The 14,106-nt window shown below is 60.2% G+C and carries 17 protein-coding genes; 11 read left to right on the top strand and 6 right to left on the bottom strand.

Features of this window, described 5'->3' with window-relative positions; genetic code table 11:
• The first annotated feature begins 87 nt into the window (after nt 1-87).
• On the top strand, nt 88-498 hold the full coding sequence (locus EB815_RS34250; protein WP_056572006.1) for a hemerythrin domain-containing protein: 411 nt from the start codon (nt 88-90) through the stop codon (nt 496-498).
• A gap of 2 nt (nt 499-500) precedes the next feature.
• On the opposite strand, the gene EB815_RS14715 is transcribed toward EB815_RS34250, so the two are convergent.
• Nucleotides 501-1,229 (bottom strand): Crp/Fnr family transcriptional regulator, encoded by a 729-nt coding sequence (locus tag EB815_RS14715; protein ID WP_056572008.1) that lies wholly within the window; start codon nt 1,227-1,229, stop codon nt 501-503.
• Nucleotides 1,230-1,398: 169 nt separating this feature from the next.
• Here EB815_RS14715 and hemN point away from each other — a divergent pair, with 169 nt between their 5' ends.
• A complete protein-coding gene (hemN, locus tag EB815_RS14720) occupies nt 1,399-2,748 on the top strand; it encodes an oxygen-independent coproporphyrinogen III oxidase (protein WP_056570673.1) in 1,350 nt (449 codons plus the stop codon).
• Nucleotides 2,749-2,760: 12 nt separating this feature from the next.
• On the opposite strand, the gene EB815_RS14725 is transcribed toward hemN, so the two are convergent.
• Nucleotides 2,761-3,192: a potassium channel family protein gene (locus EB815_RS14725; RefSeq protein ID WP_056570675.1), complete on the bottom strand. Its 432-nt coding sequence runs from the start codon at nt 3,190-3,192 to the stop codon at nt 2,761-2,763.
• A gap of 304 nt (nt 3,193-3,496) precedes the next feature.
• Between EB815_RS14725 and EB815_RS14730 the strand changes: the two genes are divergently transcribed.
• From EB815_RS14730 to EB815_RS14750, 5 genes are all read left to right on the top strand, one after another.
• Entirely contained in the window at nt 3,497-4,000 is a 504-nt protein-coding gene (locus EB815_RS14730; protein ID WP_056570677.1) for a molybdopterin-dependent oxidoreductase, read from the top strand.
• On the top strand, nt 3,997-6,186 hold the full coding sequence (locus EB815_RS14735; protein WP_056570680.1) for an ATP-binding protein: 2,190 nt from the start codon (nt 3,997-3,999) through the stop codon (nt 6,184-6,186). The genes EB815_RS14730 and EB815_RS14735 overlap by 4 nt, the downstream gene beginning before the upstream one ends.
• A 3-nt stretch (nt 6,187-6,189) precedes the next feature.
• The gene (locus EB815_RS14740; protein ID WP_056570682.1) at nt 6,190-7,260 is read left to right on the top strand and encodes an HD domain-containing phosphohydrolase; all 1,071 of its coding nucleotides are present in this window, start codon (nt 6,190-6,192) and stop codon (nt 7,258-7,260) included.
• A 150-nt stretch (nt 7,261-7,410) separates the two neighbouring features.
• Nucleotides 7,411-7,773, top strand: coding sequence for a hypothetical protein (locus EB815_RS14745; protein ID WP_155772522.1), 363 nt, complete (start codon nt 7,411-7,413; stop codon nt 7,771-7,773).
• Between the two features lie 269 nt (nt 7,774-8,042).
• Nucleotides 8,043-8,441, top strand: a complete 399-nt coding sequence (locus EB815_RS14750) for a hypothetical protein (RefSeq protein ID WP_155772523.1) — start codon at nt 8,043-8,045, stop codon at nt 8,439-8,441.
• Between the two features lie 450 nt (nt 8,442-8,891).
• On the opposite strand, the gene EB815_RS14755 is transcribed toward EB815_RS14750, so the two are convergent.
• Complete coding sequence (locus EB815_RS14755; protein WP_056570689.1) at nt 8,892-9,788, bottom strand: LysR family transcriptional regulator; 897 nt, start codon at nt 9,786-9,788, stop codon at nt 8,892-8,894.
• 226 nt (nt 9,789-10,014) lie between these two features.
• Between EB815_RS14755 and EB815_RS14760 the strand changes: the two genes are divergently transcribed.
• The 4 genes from EB815_RS14760 to EB815_RS14775 all read left to right on the top strand — a co-directional run bounded on the left by EB815_RS14760 (nt 10,015) and on the right by EB815_RS14775 (nt 13,008).
• Complete coding sequence (locus EB815_RS14760) at nt 10,015-10,749, top strand: SDR family NAD(P)-dependent oxidoreductase (protein WP_056572010.1); 735 nt, start codon at nt 10,015-10,017, stop codon at nt 10,747-10,749.
• 68 nt (nt 10,750-10,817) lie between these two features.
• A complete protein-coding gene (locus EB815_RS14765; RefSeq protein ID WP_056570691.1) occupies nt 10,818-11,570 on the top strand; it encodes an SDR family NAD(P)-dependent oxidoreductase in 753 nt (250 codons plus the stop codon).
• A gap of 31 nt (nt 11,571-11,601) precedes the next feature.
• Nucleotides 11,602-12,204, top strand: a complete 603-nt coding sequence (locus EB815_RS14770; RefSeq protein WP_056570693.1) for an NADPH-dependent F420 reductase — start codon at nt 11,602-11,604, stop codon at nt 12,202-12,204.
• 171 nt (nt 12,205-12,375) lie between these two features.
• Nucleotides 12,376-13,008 (top strand): class I SAM-dependent methyltransferase, encoded by a 633-nt coding sequence (locus tag EB815_RS14775; RefSeq protein WP_056570695.1) that lies wholly within the window; start codon nt 12,376-12,378, stop codon nt 13,006-13,008.
• A gap of 177 nt (nt 13,009-13,185) precedes the next feature.
• Here the strand turns inward: EB815_RS14775 and EB815_RS14780 are convergent, their stop codons facing one another.
• The 3 genes from EB815_RS14780 to EB815_RS14790 form a co-directional block, all read right to left on the bottom strand.
• Nucleotides 13,186-13,434 carry a DUF982 domain-containing protein gene (locus tag EB815_RS14780; protein ID WP_081295085.1) on the bottom strand — a complete coding sequence of 83 codons (249 nt, stop codon included), beginning with the start codon at nt 13,432-13,434 and terminating at the stop codon, nt 13,186-13,188.
• Nucleotides 13,435-13,459: 25 nt separating this feature from the next.
• Nucleotides 13,460-13,780 (bottom strand): DUF982 domain-containing protein, encoded by a 321-nt coding sequence (locus EB815_RS14785; protein ID WP_056572012.1) that lies wholly within the window; start codon nt 13,778-13,780, stop codon nt 13,460-13,462.
• An 86-nt stretch (nt 13,781-13,866) separates the two neighbouring features.
• A complete protein-coding gene (locus tag EB815_RS14790; protein WP_056572014.1) occupies nt 13,867-14,097 on the bottom strand; it encodes a hypothetical protein in 231 nt (76 codons plus the stop codon).
• Nucleotides 14,098-14,106: the final 9 nt, after the last annotated feature.

Raw genomic sequence — 14,106 nt, forward strand, 5'->3', positions numbered from 1 at the left:
GAGCTGGAATCGTTGCTGTTCGAAACGAGCCGCGAAAATTCGATACGGGCAGCTCGATCCGGCAGGGAGGCAGTTCCGGCGGCGGTGATGAAACGTGCGCATCTGGAAAAGCTGCGGCTCTGCGAAGCCCTTGAGAGGATCGCAGACACCCTGCCCAGGGTCGATTGCCTCGCATGTCTGGCTACCGCAAATGCGATCGTTCCGCTGTTGCGGAACACGCATCGATACGAGGAGGCAATCATCTTTCCGGTCTACGAGGCTGCCGCGGCTGATAGCGACGCCAGCCTTGCTTCAATCCGGCGATTGCGCGCCGAACATGTCGAGGACGAATGCTTTGCCGGCGAGGTGACCGAAATCCTGCTGGCGATCGGCCATGGCGAAACGGTCGAGAATGCCGAGGCAATCGGCTTCATGTTGCGCGGCTTCTTTGAAAGTATGCGGCGGCATATCGCCTTTGAACGTGAGCACGTCTTGCCGATGATCGGGATAGTCGATTGATCCTAGACGCCGGAGCGTCGCTGCAACCGGGTCAAGTTGTCGACGGTGACTTCCCTGTTGTTCTCGATCCGAATCACGCCATCCGATCGCAGCCTGGTCAGCTGGCGGCTCACAGTCTCGATCGTCAGACCAAGGAAATCAGCGATGTCGGCGCGGATCAGCGGCAGGTCGAAACTTGTGGACTGGGCGGACGGGTCAAGCGCAGGGTCGATGTTCCTGGCGATCATCAGGAGAAAGCTCGCCACCTTTTCCGAAGCACTCTTGCGCCCGAGAGTCACCATCCAGTCGCGAGCTTCGTCGAGTTCGTTCAGGGTCTGCTTGAGCAGACGATGCTCCAGTTCCGGTGATTCCTTCATTATCCGTTCGATGGCGGCCTTGGGAAACGAACACACGGAAACGGCAGTGGCGGCTTCGGCGTTGATTGCGCTTTCCGCCTTGAAAGGCCGCCCCAGAAAATCAGGGGCGAACTGGAGGCCGACAATCTGCTGGCGCCCGTCTGAAAGGCTCTTGGTGAGTTTCACCACGCCGGAAAGCAAATTCGAATAGTTGTCGACAGTTTCGGCGTCGCCTATCAGTTCCACGCCTGGCTCGACGTTGTGCCTGGACGACGTCTTGGCAAGCCCAGCGAGCTGCTCCGCGTCGAGCGCACCGCAGACGCCGCGATGCCGCGCTTCGCAGGATTGGCAAAGCACGGGGATGCCGGAGCTGTGGATGTCCTGGCGCATTGTCATCATGATTGTCCAAGGAATCCTTGACTGCGGGCAAGATCGTATCGGCGACCAGAAATCCCTGCCCCAGTTTACGCACAGCGGCATTGACCGAAATCAAGGCGGCCGCAAGGGCCATTAGCCAGAACTCATTCCTGCAAGATTCAAGCTTGTCAGGATGATGGAAGGTAAAATGAAATCGGAACTGGCCGCCAGATTGGGTGAGAACGTCCCGCGCTACACAAGTTACCCGACCGCTCCGCATTTTCACCCGGGCGTGGATGCCGCCATCCAGCGGGGCTGGCTGGAAGCGATTGGAAGCGGTGACGAGATTTCACTCTATCTGCATATCCCCTACTGCGACAGGCTCTGCTGGTTCTGCGCCTGCCATACCAAGCAGACACGCCATTACCAACCGGTGGCCATCTATCTTCGTTCGCTGCATGCCGAGATCGCAACGGTCGCCGGTCTCGTCGGCGGCAGGGGTCATGTCCGCGCCGTGCATTTTGGCGGCGGCTCGCCAACCATGCTCAAGCCGGAGGATCTGGTCGCGCTGGGAACGGTTTTGCGCAAGAACTTCGAATTTCTCCCGGATGCCAGGATCAGCGTCGAGATCGATCCCAACGATATGGATGATGCGCGCCTCGACGCTCTTGCCGAGATCGGCATGACCCGGGCGAGTCTCGGCGTGCAGGATTTTGACCCGAAGGTGCAAAAGGCGATCAACCGCGAGCAGAGCTTTCTACAGACCAAGGCGGTTGTGGACGGGGTTCGCGCGCGGGGCGTCAGATCCGTCAATCTGGACCTGCTCTATGGCTTGCCACATCAAACCAGGGAGAGCGTCTCCTCTACGGTCGCGCAGGCGTTGACCCTGGAACCGGATCGGATGGCATTGTTTGGATACGCGCATGTGCCGTGGTTCAAGAAGCATCAGACGATGATCGACGAGGCATGGTTGCCGGGCTCGGCAGAGCGGTTTGCCCAGTCGCAACTGGCCGCTTGTCTTATGCTGAACGCCGGATATGAAGCCGTAGGCTTCGACCATTTCGCCAAGCCCAACGATTCATTGGCCGTGGCGGCCCGAACCGGCTGCTTGCGCCGCAATTTCCAAGGCTACACCGAGGATCGCTGTGAAACACTGATCGGTCTCGGCCCATCGTCCATCAGTCAATTTCGCCAAGGCCATACCCAAAACATGCCGTCGACCGCGGAATATGGACGCATGGTCTCGGACGGTGGGCTGGCGGCTGTCCGGGGTATCGCGCTTACCGAAGACGACCGCGTTCGCGGCTGGATCATCGAGAAGTTGATGTGCGACTTCGCCTTCTCGGCGATCGAATTGGTGGAGCGCTTTGGCGAAGCAGGCCAAAGACTTCTGCTCACGGCGAGCTCCACCGCGCTTCGTGACCCCGAGGGCTTGCTGGAACTTGATAGTGACAGCTTCGTCGTGCCGGCGGAAAACCGCCCCTTTGTCAGAAGCGTCGCGGCGAAATTCGACAAATATCTCGAGACCGGCAAGGCCAGGCATTCTGTGGCGGTCTGAGTGTCTAGATGGTCAGAAATGTTCCCCGGCCTTGAATGGGCCGATACGGGTGCCGGCCGCGATCAGGTAAGCAGTCGACCATCCGATGAGCAGGAATCCGTTCACGCCTTCGAGCGCTGCCAGGACGCGCCATGCATGGGCGGGCACGACATCCCCATAGCCGACCGTCGAAAACGTAATGGTCGAGAAGTAGAGCGCGGTTTCGAAGTCGTCGAAAATCTCCAGCAACCTGTATAGGCCTGCCCAGAGCCAGACCTCGGCGGTCATGACGGCGAAGAGGCCCATTACCACGCTGATCATTGCGACAATGCGGCTACGGCGGCCATGCATCCGGAAATGCGCAACCATATGGGTCATCGCATGGGTGACTGCGATGAGACCAAAGGTGTGAACAAGGACCGTCAGACTAATGGCGATTGTGCCGACAAGAAGGTTCGCGAGCATGCCCGAAGCTTAGCGTCGCGACCGCGGCTTGCGTTGCGCGAAATCAATCCAGACAGGTTTGCACGGCTGGTGGCAACAATTTGACAATATGCACAATCCCTCAAATAGCTTTTACCAAATTGAAATCTGTCATCGGTAAGACCAAGCAGTTACCTCGGACGATCGCCACAAGGCGAAGGCATGATGCCGCCCGTCCGTGCCGGTTTGAGGCCGGCGGTTGCGATTTCCTTGCACAATAGCGACGCCACAGTCGCATCCCCGTGCCTGCCGCCGCGACCAGCGCCGGCTACAGAAAGACCATTCGATGAAATTCCTGATTGCGGCTGCGCTGCTTGGCGCCCTGTCGGTGTCCAGTGCGATGTGTGCATCCCTGGAGGCGCCGAAGGGCGCGGTCATTCTTACGATTACCGGCGATATACAAAACACCAACGCAGCAAATACGGCGACCTTCGACCTGGCGATGCTACAGGCGCTCGCCGGCCGGCAGGCGATCATGGACACCCCCTGGACGGACGGCGCCACCGAGTTCGACGGGCCCTACCTGCAATCGGTTCTCCAAGCCGTTGGTGCTCACGGCAAAATACTGAGGATCAAGGCCCTCAACGACTATTCGGCCGACGTGCCGATGGCGGATGCCACCGACTACGAGACCATTCTTGCCCTGAAGATGAACGGCAAGTCGATGTCGGTTCGCGACAAGGGACCACTCTTCATGATCTATCCATTCGACAAGAACCACGAACTTTACAACGAGAAATACTTCTCGCGCTCGGTTTGGCAGATCAAGGAAATCGAGGTCGTCGATTGAAGCCCGAACTGATCGAGAGCCGCGAGGCGGTTCGCACGGCGGGCAAGGCGACCCGCTATCTGATCGTTGTCTCGGTCGGGCTCATGGTTGCGCTGGCGGGTGCCTTCGCTCACCTGGCGGCCAGGCAGAACACATTGCAGGATGGCATTCGTGAAGACGCCTTATGGGCCGTCTACCAGCTCGACCGTGAAAGCCGAACACTCGCGCAGGCGACGGAGAAGCTGGCTGGCAAGAGCAGCGTCGGCGCAGATGAGGTCCGGGCGCTCACCCTGCGCTATGACATCCTCTATTCGCGGCTCTCGATCCTGGACAACGCCAAATATGCTTCGTTCTTTGAAGCCAGTGAGACCTTTCGCGGCGTGCGCAGCCAAGTGCGCGACATCGTCGTTGGCCTTGAGCCGGTCTTCGACCGCATCGCCGCTGACGAGATGGTTGATCCTACCACTCTGGTCAGCGCCTCGGAAACGCTTGGCGGTCTGCTGAAAATCACCGAGTCGCTGCTCAGCTACACCAACGCCTCGGTTTCGGCCGCACGCGCCGACGCACGCGACGAGGTCATGCGGCTGCAGCAGCTTTCCGCGACCGTCGTCATGGCGCTTGGCTGCTCGATTGCCCTCTTGATCCTCAACCTCATGCGGCAACTGCGTATCGTCCAGTTGACAAGCCGACAACTCGAGACCACGGCCCACGAACTGTCGACTGCCTATCGCGCGGCAGAGATCGGCAACCGCGCCAAATCAGAATTCATGGCCACTATCGGGCATGAAATTCGCACTCCGCTGAACGCCATCCTTGGCATGTCTGAACTGCTGTCCCGTTCTCAACTTGCCGCTCGAGACCGCGAGAGCGTCCGCATCATCAACACTTCGGGCGAGGCGTTGCTGGAAGTCATCAACGAGATACTCGACTTCGCCAAGATCGAGCACGGCGACCTCGCTGCCGAGACGGTTCCCTTCGATGTCCCCGCAATGCTGCGGGACGTAGCCAACGTCATGGAGGGCAGGGCGGCGGAGCAGCGCGACCGTATAGAGATATCGAATGACTGCATGGCCCAGTCAGGATGGTATGTCGGTGACCCGACGCGCCTGCGGCGCGTGCTGCTCAACCTGTTGAGCAACGCCGTCAAATTCACCGAGAATGGGCTGATACGGCTCAGCGTGGCCGAGAGCGGAGACGGGACATGGTTGCGCTTCCAGGTGTCGGATACGGGCATTGGCATTCCGCTGGAATCACGCCATCGGCTGTTCATGCCCTTCAGCCAGGTCGATGGCACGATCAGCCGGCGCTTCGGCGGCACCGGCCTCGGCCTCGCCATCTGCAAGAAGGTGGTCGAGGGGCTCGGCGGCACGATCGGTGTCGACAGCGCCGCGGGGGTCGGATCCTGCTTCTGGTTCGAGGTGCCGGCTCAGCGCAGCGATCCACCGGTTGTCCCGAAAACACAGGCTGTTGTGCTGCCATCGTTTGACATCCTGGTGGTTGAGGACAATCCGATAAACCGCGAGGTGGCACAGCAATTCCTCGAACTGTTGGGGCAACGTGTCACCTTCGCCGCGGATGGCCGTGACGGGGTGCGGCTTGCATCCGAAGGCAGCTTCAGCCTGATCCTGATGGACATGCAGATGCCCATCATGGATGGCATCGAAGCCACCCGGGCCATCAGGGCGGCGGGCAACCGCGTCCCTATCATAGCCATGACCGCGAATGCGTCCGATGTAGACCGCCGGCGTTGCATCGATGCCGGCATGAACGGGTTTGAGGCCAAGCCGGTGACGATGGCAAGGCTCGAGCATTTGCTGGACGGACTTGCTGAATCCGCCGACAAAACGGAATCCCTCTCGATCCGTCCACGCGGTGGAGACCCCCAGGACGGTGCCATTCCCGCAGATCTGCGAGCCAAGGAACTGATCGAACTCCTTGGAAAGGACGCGTTCCATCGCCTGCTAGATTCGTTCTTGGAGGACTCCGCCGCACTGCTGTCCGATCTGCATCGCGCAATGTCGACCAGCGACCGGACGCTCGCCGACCGGACTCTCCATTCGCTGAAGGGCGCCGCCGCCAACATCGGCCTGACGTCCCTTGCGGCGATGGCTGAGGCGGGACGCCAATACCCACTCGACCTCGAATTGACCAATGATATCGAGCGAGAAATGGTGCGTATCGCGGACAGCGAGAGAAGGGCGGCGTAAGCCATGGACGAAGCCACCAAGATATTGATTGTCGAGGACAACCGGACAAACCGGATGCTGATGCAGATGCTGGTCGGGCAAATCCCAAATTGTGTGGCCATTAGCTATCCGACGCCGGCTGACGCGTTGCGCGACCTACCCGCGATTACCTTCGATCTCGGCATCGTCGACTTCCAGATGCCAGGTATGAATGGCATCGAACTCATCAAGTGCATTCGGCGCGACCGGCGGTTTGCCGATACGCCATTCGTCATGGTGACGGCCGATGGTGATGCCGGCACGCGCATCGACGCCATTCATGCCGGCGCCATCGAATTTCTACACAAGCCCGTCGAGCCGGTGGAGTTCAAGGCTCGTATGAGAAACCTGGCCCGGTTGTGTGAAGCGCAAAGAGACCTCGTTCATCGAGCGGAGTGGCTGAAGGTTGAAGTGGACAAGGCCACGCAGGAGTTGCGCGAGCGCGAGGAAGAGATCATCCGGCGCCTGACGCTCGCCGCCGGTTACAAAGACCGGGAAACCGCAATGCATACGATCAGGATGGCGCACTACAGTTCGGTCCTGGCCCGGCATCTCGGCTTCTCCGCCGACCAATGCCGCGACATCCTGCTTGCGGCGCCGATGCACGACATCGGCAAGGTCGGCATTTCCGATTCCATCCTGCTCAAGCAGGAACAGCTCAGTGCCGCTGAAAAACTGCGAATGAACGAGCACGCGCGGATCGGTGGCGCTATCCTTGCAGGATCGACATGCGCACTGCTTCAGCTCGCCGCGAAAATTGCTGAAACCCATCACGAGCGTTGGGACGGCACAGGATATCCAAACGGATTGAGTGGCGAGTCCATTCCGCTGGTCGGACGCATTGCCGCCGTGGCCGATGTTTTCGATGCCCTTACCTCTGACCGGACCTACAAGGAGGCTTGGCCTATCGATCGTGCGTTTGCCTATATCAAGGAGCAATCCGGAACTCAGTTCGATCCGGAATGCGTCCGGGCGCTGCAGGCCGCATCCGAGGAGTTCCTTGACGTGAAGGCGGCATATCCTGACGATCCGGCCGAGAGGCGTTACGTGGCTTGAGCCCAAAGCTTATACGCTCAGGCGCTTGTCAACGCTTAGTCTCCTTGCGTCTCACTCCGGCAGGAGAGGTCTGACGATTGCGCCAGATCAATGCTGAACCAGTCGCTTGCGTGCGAAATCGGCCAAACGGGCACGGGAGCGCACCAACTTATGTCCAACGGCATCAGCAAGATGATACGCATGTCGCTTGCCAAAGCCGTCCCTTATGTCAGCGAAAAATTGGCCAGTCACGGTTTCAAAGTAGTTCAGTCCGTTGGAATGAGGAGTCAGAAACGTGCCCGGGACGGCTCCAGAACGGGCGGCTTTCGGGTGCTTGGTGTGTCCAATCCCGATGTCATATTCAAGGCTAGAAATGGAGTAGCTACCGCTGTCTGGTGCAACGTGCTGCTGACAGAAAATGGTGACAACGCGGTCAAGGTCCTTGCGGTAGATCCGTTGCCCTCAGTGGCAGCTTCGGATCCTTCAGCGATGAATGTCCGTGTTGCGCTTTCGAGGGCGATCCACAGTCTTTGAGCTGCATTTGCGATCGGCGTACCTAACTGCCGATAAGCGCCTCGTCCCGCCAGTTCCCGGGTGCATTCTCAGGCAATCCGGCCCGTCGCTCTCCGATCCCAATCAAATCGGGCGACGGGCCGTTTGGGTTCCATAAGTTGGTGTCGTTCCCTTGAGGACGCGGATGAACTCACCTTCGGTTTCGGCCCGTTTGCCGATGATTTTGATCTAGAGCAATGCAGCTTCGGCTTGCCGGCCGTAGGAACCAGTTCGACCGTGGAGACTTCGATATGACTTTCCACCCAACAACCAGACGCGCTGTGCTCGGTACCGTCGTCTCCATTCCAACCATTGGCGCGCCCGCGGTGGAATGGCCTTCTGCTGCAAACTTGAACGAAAGCCCGATCCTGGCGGGCTTTCGTCGTTGGGAGGCGCTAAGGGAATCGATCTGCTTTGACATTTGCGACAACGATCTGGATCGGCTTTACGCCGACATGGCCGACATCGTGGAAACCATGCTCGCAACTCCGGCCAAAACCATCCCCGAGTTCGCTGCGCAGTTCATGGTCGTTTTTAGCGGTGACGAAATTGCATACCCTCAGGCTGCCCGCGACCTCCACGCTCACTCGCAAACCCTTGTCGGTATGGCGCAGCGGGCTCGTGCCGGGTCAATTCTCGGTGGCGACTGACACCCATTGACGCGGGACCATGCGGATATGGGAAGAATTCCGATTCTGGCCTACGAAAAATCCAATGAAATCAACAATTTTGCTACATCCTCCGGGCCCACCATAACTGTTCAATATCAATTGGTTATGGCTATCCTCGCTTTGAAGTGGGCCAATTCAGATACGCTATGTTCCCACGCTCAGTTTCCTGAAAGCCGCCATTCGGTCATTTCTTGGCGCCTCGAGCCCGCCTTCGACCCGATACAAGGCATTCACATGCGACTGTGATTTCCGCGTTGGCTTCTACCGGTGGGACAACGACCTGTTCATGGAGACATGGTGCGTGGGACATCGCGTTGAGCGTTGATTGAGGCCGCACCACCGACACCACGTCCTCATTGACAGGTTCATAACGTTACCGTGGGCAGTCATTCTTATCCGCGGGATGCGTCGTCGGCGACCTGCCGGGCATCAGTCACGCGATATGGATAGCCCCGCGAGAAGCGGCGCGTATGCGGCGAGCCTGCGGGATACGAACTCCGTGAAGAGCCGCACGCGCTTCGTCTTGCGCGTCTCCCCCTGTGTGAGAAGCCAGAGCGTTCCGTACATGTGCAGGTCGGTGCCTGGCACTCTCACCAGCAGAGGGTTGGCATCTCCGACGAAGCACGGCAGTGTCGTGATCCCAAGCCCCTGCCGTACAGCGACGATCTGCGCCTCGCCGTCCGTGGTCCTGAATGGAGCCCCCGTGGTGCGAACCTCACCCTCGCTGGCCCAATCCGGGATTCCATGAATGCTTATGACGATCCACCGGATGGGATCAGGCGCGCCCGCACGCCACGCGGCCAGTAGATCCCGGGACATGTAGACGCCGCCGAACAGCTCCGGTCCCTTCAGGCCGTGAAGATTGAGCGGCAGGGTTTTGCGGTCGTAGACGACGCGGATCGCCACGTCGGCCTCTCGATTGGTCAGATTTGCCAGCTCGCCGGAAGACAGGATTTCCATCTCTATGTCCGGATGCAGACGCGCGAAATCGGCGAGGTCCGGCATGAGCAGGTGTGTCGCGAGGGTCGGTGCCAGCGTCACCCGCAGAAGCCCGCGCACGCTCTGGTCGCGCCCGAAGACCCGCGTCTCCAGTTGGTGCGACGACGCCTCCATCTGGTTCGCAAGCTCGAGGACCTCCTCGCCCGCAGCCGTCAGGCGGTAGCCCGAAGGCAGCTTTTCGAACATCCGCGCCCCGAGGCGTTCCTCGAACTGGGCGATGCGTCGCAGAACCGTCGCATGGTTGACACCGAGGTGCGCGGCGGCAGCCCGCACCGAGCCTCCACGCGCGGCGGCAAGAAAGTAGCGAACATCATCCCAGTCGATCATGGTGCATTCCTGCGCCAGGCAGTGCGGTTTGCAAAGGCCATTCTAACACGATCAGCCATAGTTCGCGCGGTCGTCGCGGCGTTCAATCATTTAGCCGGATCGTTTTCGCACCACCGATGTGCGCGATTGCGCACTCACCGCCCGACTTCGGCGAACCCATCTTGGGGCTCTCGCGGGACTTTCCGTACAGCCAAGACACGAGACGGCGAAACGAAGGATGCATGACATGAACAGACTGAATGGCAAGACCGCCGTCATCACCGGCGGCGCGACCGGCATCGGCCGCGCCGCGGCAAAGCGCTTCATCGAGGAGGGCGCCTTCGTCTTCATCTTCGGCCGCCGGCAGGAAGCGCTCGACGCCGCCGTGGCGGAGCTCGGACACAATGCCCGCCCAGTGAAAGGCTCGGTCTCGAATGAGGCCGACCTTGACCGGCTCTACGCGGCGGTGAAGGCCGAGCGCGGAACGCTTGACATCGTCTTCGCCAATGCCGGGGCGGGAAGCCCGTTTCCCCTCGGCAAGATTACCGCCCAGCACATTGATGAAACCTTCGACACCAATGTGAAGGGCACGATCTTCACGGTCCAGAAGGCGTTGCCGCTGATGGGGCAAGGCGGCTCAATCATCCTGACCGGATCGAGCGCCGGCACAACGGGCGCTCCGGGATTCACCGCCTACAGCGCGAGCAAGGCGGCAGTGCGCAACCTCGCACGGACCTGGGCGGAAGACCTGAAGGGCACCGGCATCCGGGTAAACGTGCTGTCGCCCGGAGCGACGGCGACCGAACTCGCGAAGGAGGCGTTGGGCGAGGAAGGCCAGAAGGCCTATGGCGCGATGACTCCGCTCCAGCGCATGGCCGATCCGGCGGAGATCGGGGCCGTGGCCGCCTTTCTCGCATCGTCGGACAGCAGCTTCATGACCGCCAGCGAGGTCGCCGTCGACGGCGGTCTGGCGCAACTCTGACCCCCATGCGGGGCCACGCTTCTCAAACTTTACGAAACCCAAAAACATACAACCAAAGGTGAAAGATCATGAAAAAACTCGAAGGCAAGGTTGCTGTCATCACAGGCGGAAGCAGCGGGATTGGCTTGGCGACGGCCAAGCGTTTCGTGGAAGAAGGTGCCCAGATCGTGATCTTTGGGCGACGCGAGAAAGTCTTACAAGAGGCCGCAGCCCTTATCGGGAGAAACGTGACCACGGTCGTGGGCGATGTTTCGCGCTTGGAAGATCTGGACCGGCTCTACGCCACTGTGAAAGAGAAACATGGTCACATCGACATTCTCTTCGCGAACGCGGGCGCAGGGACAATCGCGCCGCTCGCGGCAGCCACTGAGGCTCATTTTGACCAGACCTTCGATGTGAACGTGAAGGGGTTGTTCTTTACGGTGCAGAAGGCCCTTCCCCTCTTCAAAGACGGCGGATCGATCATTCTGAACTCTTCGGTCTCGAATGTGATGGGGCTACCAGCGTTCAGCGCCTACGCAGCAAGCAAGGCGGCTGTTCGCAGCTTCTCGCGGTCCTGGACCATGGAGTTGAAGGACCGAAACATCCGCGTCAATACTATGAGCCCTGGCGCGATCGAGACTCCCGCCTTGGCGACAACGACCGGCCTTACCGCTGAGCAAGCCGAGGAGGCGGTCGCCCAGTTTGCTGCACAGATCCCAATGGGTCGCAGGGGCAAGCCAGAGGAAATCGCGGCTGCGCTCACGTTCCTCGCCTCCGATCAAAGCTCCTACATCACCGGTATAGATCTCGCCGTCGATGGTGGCTGGGCACAGGTCTGACCCGGCGTTAACACAGGATCGGAGAAGCATTATGAGCTACGCAATTATCGGCTTCGGCAATATCGGCAAGGCCCTGGCCAAGGCGTTTGCCCGCAAAGGCATCGAAGTGTTCGTGGCAACCACGCGCGACCCGAAAAGCTTTGCAGCCGATGCGGCCGCGATCGGACCCACGATCATTCCCAAAACACTGGCGGAAGCGGTCAAGGCGGACATCATCTTTTTGGCGGTCCGTTTCGAAGCGCACCCGGATGTCGCCAAGGCGCTCGCCACCTGGCAGGGAAAGACCATCGTCGATGTGACCAATGCCTACGGCGTGCCTCCTGAAAAACTGGGGGGACAGCCTTCTTCCAAGTTCGTTGCACAGGCATTCTCAGGCGCAAAACTGGTCAAGGGCTTCAACCATCTGGTCGCTGCCGTCCTTGACCAGGATCCGGCCGCGCATGGTGGCAAAAGAGTCGTGTTCCTGGCGAGCGACGATGACGCTGCCGCAGCGGAGATTGGTGTGCTCGCGGAAAAGCTCGGTTTCTCGCCAATCAAACTTGGCGGGCTGTCGGAAGGTGGGCTGCTGGTCCAGGCGCGCGGAAATAGCTGGGGGCATCTGATCTTCAAGGACTTGGTCAAGTTCGACGGATGAACACGACATGCCAACCGGCAGCGTCGGGATACACGGATCGAATCGAGCGCGATGGAGAAATTCCCATGAGCATCGAGAAGACCACCCAGACCGCAAGGAGACTGGGCTCTCGTGGACTGTCGCCTCGCACGCCGCCCGCTCGTCGAATGCCAAGCCGTAAGGGAGATTCCTATGTACGACCAGTCCAAGCTATCCGAATTGATCCGCTTCGCACGCATCGATGCGGGCTCCACCGTGATTGACGTGTACCCAGGCGACGGAGACTGGACGCGCCTCTTCTCCGACATCGTCGGACCCAAGGGGCGAGTCTACAGCTTCGTCCCGGCCGAGGTCGCTCACTTCAAGAACGATCCGGTCGGCCGCATGCGGACGCTTGCGAAGGAGCCGGGCCGAGAGAACGTCGAAGCCGTCTCGGCTGACCTCGTGGCGATGCCGGAGGTCACGCAGCCAGCGGATGTCCTGTGGCTGCACCTGTTCTACCACGATCTCCATACCGCGCTGATCCAGGCCAGGGGCGCGACCGCGGCCGACTTCAATCGAGCCGTCCACGAGCGGCTGAAGCCCGGCGGGTCCTACGTCATCGTAGACCACGCCGCCACCGCAGGGGCGGGCACGAGCGACACTCAGGCGCTGCATCGGATCGACCCTGCGTCCGTCCTCGAGGAGGTGGAGGCGGCCGGCTTCATGCTGGACGCGCAAAGCACCATGCTCGCGAACAAGGACGATCCGCACTCGACCAAGGTGTTCGATCCCTCCATCAAAGGCGAGACCGATCGCTTCGCCTATCGATTCTTGAAGATCTGATACTGGCCCACTCGCCAATGATGAGGTCGGCTCTTACCGCAGCAGCTGGTTGCAACAGGATCGACCGCTGTCGGCCCCCGATCTAGACTAGACGCTCCTTTGCCGGTCCGACGGAGGCATGCGATCGTCCAGATCGCGTCGTCTGCAAGGTAAAGACTTGCCTCGGCGCAGAGCTCGCTATGGGGCCTGGACCAGACCCGCACGACGGGCCGCTTTCAAAAATGCCCTTCTTGCTTGTTGCGGAGCCCGCCATCCGTCCAAGGAGTCGCGGCAAGTGCGGCAGGCAGCTCGATAGCTTGGTCCTCTCGCCCATTCTGGCCACTGGTCATGGAGGCACTCAAGTGCCTCCCAACTGCTGGCAACCACCCGCTCCCTCGAGGATCTCACGCGCAGTCTCACTGGTTCGGGAAATCGAATATCCCTCATGGCTTTCTCCGCCCCCGCGGACCGATTACATCGACTTGTTGTAGGGGCCTTTCGAAGCAGCCCCGAAAGCGCCAACTGCCTTGGCCGCGACGATGTCGCCTTCGGCCTGTACAAGCAAATCCATGCGGCGGGCGAAGGCGACAAAAGTGCCGCGAGCGGTCTCGGCATCCACCTCGCCGGCGAGGGCTGCCCGACAGGCATTGAGCGCGACGCCATGAGCAGGGCCTCGCTTCGAGGGCGGCCATTCATCCAGCAGGACGAAGGCGTCTTTTACGCTTTGAATGTCGGTCGGAAACCCAAGACCCACGAGCACCCTTACGGGATGCTGAAATCGATCATGTTCCATGTTTTCCTCCGTTTTCACGTGGTTAGCTCAATCGATCGGAAGCCCTTTCCCTCGGCGCGTGCGCGATGGATCGCGTGCGCCGCGCCTCAGCTTGCCGAACTCCCGTTTCCAGGCGGGCCCTTGCTGTCGGTAAGATTCCGCGCGGCCAGAAACATCACCGTGTATGCTGCCTTGCGCCGATCCCAACCCGCGGCCTCCGCTCTGTCGAGCAACTCGACCAGTATCGGGTCAAGCGCAACCTTGAGGTCTGCTTCGTAGTTCAGATCGGTGGCCGCACGCGACGGCGGGGGGATTACGTTAAAGTTCATCACGTTCATGGCTCTACC

The organism is Mesorhizobium loti, from assembly GCF_013170705.1.
Classification (GTDB): Bacteria; Pseudomonadota; Alphaproteobacteria; order Rhizobiales; family Rhizobiaceae; genus Mesorhizobium; species Mesorhizobium loti_D.

What these genes read in the sequence shown, in the direction of transcription:
- EB815_RS34250 (WP_056572006.1), top strand. Translation starts at nt 88, where the DNA reads ATGAAACGTGCGCATCTGGAAAAGCTGCGGCTCTGCGAAGCCCTTGAG.
- EB815_RS14715 (WP_056572008.1), bottom strand. Translation starts at nt 1,229, where the DNA reads ATGACAATGCGCCAGGACATCCACAGCTCCGGCATCCCCGTGCTTTGC.
- hemN (WP_056570673.1), top strand. Translation starts at nt 1,399, where the DNA reads ATGAAATCGGAACTGGCCGCCAGATTGGGTGAGAACGTCCCGCGCTAC.
- EB815_RS14725 (WP_056570675.1), bottom strand. Translation starts at nt 3,192, where the DNA reads ATGCTCGCGAACCTTCTTGTCGGCACAATCGCCATTAGTCTGACGGTC.
- EB815_RS14730 (WP_056570677.1), top strand. Translation starts at nt 3,497, where the DNA reads ATGAAATTCCTGATTGCGGCTGCGCTGCTTGGCGCCCTGTCGGTGTCC.
- EB815_RS14740 (WP_056570682.1), top strand. Translation starts at nt 6,190, where the DNA reads ATGGACGAAGCCACCAAGATATTGATTGTCGAGGACAACCGGACAAAC.
- EB815_RS14745 (WP_155772522.1), top strand. Translation starts at nt 7,411, where the DNA reads ATGTCCAACGGCATCAGCAAGATGATACGCATGTCGCTTGCCAAAGCC.
- EB815_RS14750 (WP_155772523.1), top strand. Translation starts at nt 8,043, where the DNA reads ATGACTTTCCACCCAACAACCAGACGCGCTGTGCTCGGTACCGTCGTC.
- EB815_RS14755 (WP_056570689.1), bottom strand. Translation starts at nt 9,788, where the DNA reads ATGATCGACTGGGATGATGTTCGCTACTTTCTTGCCGCCGCGCGTGGA.
- EB815_RS14760 (WP_056572010.1), top strand. Translation starts at nt 10,015, where the DNA reads ATGAACAGACTGAATGGCAAGACCGCCGTCATCACCGGCGGCGCGACC.
- EB815_RS14765 (WP_056570691.1), top strand. Translation starts at nt 10,818, where the DNA reads ATGAAAAAACTCGAAGGCAAGGTTGCTGTCATCACAGGCGGAAGCAGC.
- EB815_RS14770 (WP_056570693.1), top strand. Translation starts at nt 11,602, where the DNA reads ATGAGCTACGCAATTATCGGCTTCGGCAATATCGGCAAGGCCCTGGCC.
- EB815_RS14775 (WP_056570695.1), top strand. Translation starts at nt 12,376, where the DNA reads ATGTACGACCAGTCCAAGCTATCCGAATTGATCCGCTTCGCACGCATC.
- EB815_RS14780 (WP_081295085.1), bottom strand. Translation starts at nt 13,434, where the DNA reads ATGAGGGATATTCGATTTCCCGAACCAGTGAGACTGCGCGTGAGATCC.
- EB815_RS14785 (WP_056572012.1), bottom strand. Translation starts at nt 13,780, where the DNA reads ATGGAACATGATCGATTTCAGCATCCCGTAAGGGTGCTCGTGGGTCTT.
- EB815_RS14790 (WP_056572014.1), bottom strand. Translation starts at nt 14,097, where the DNA reads ATGAACGTGATGAACTTTAACGTAATCCCCCCGCCGTCGCGTGCGGCC.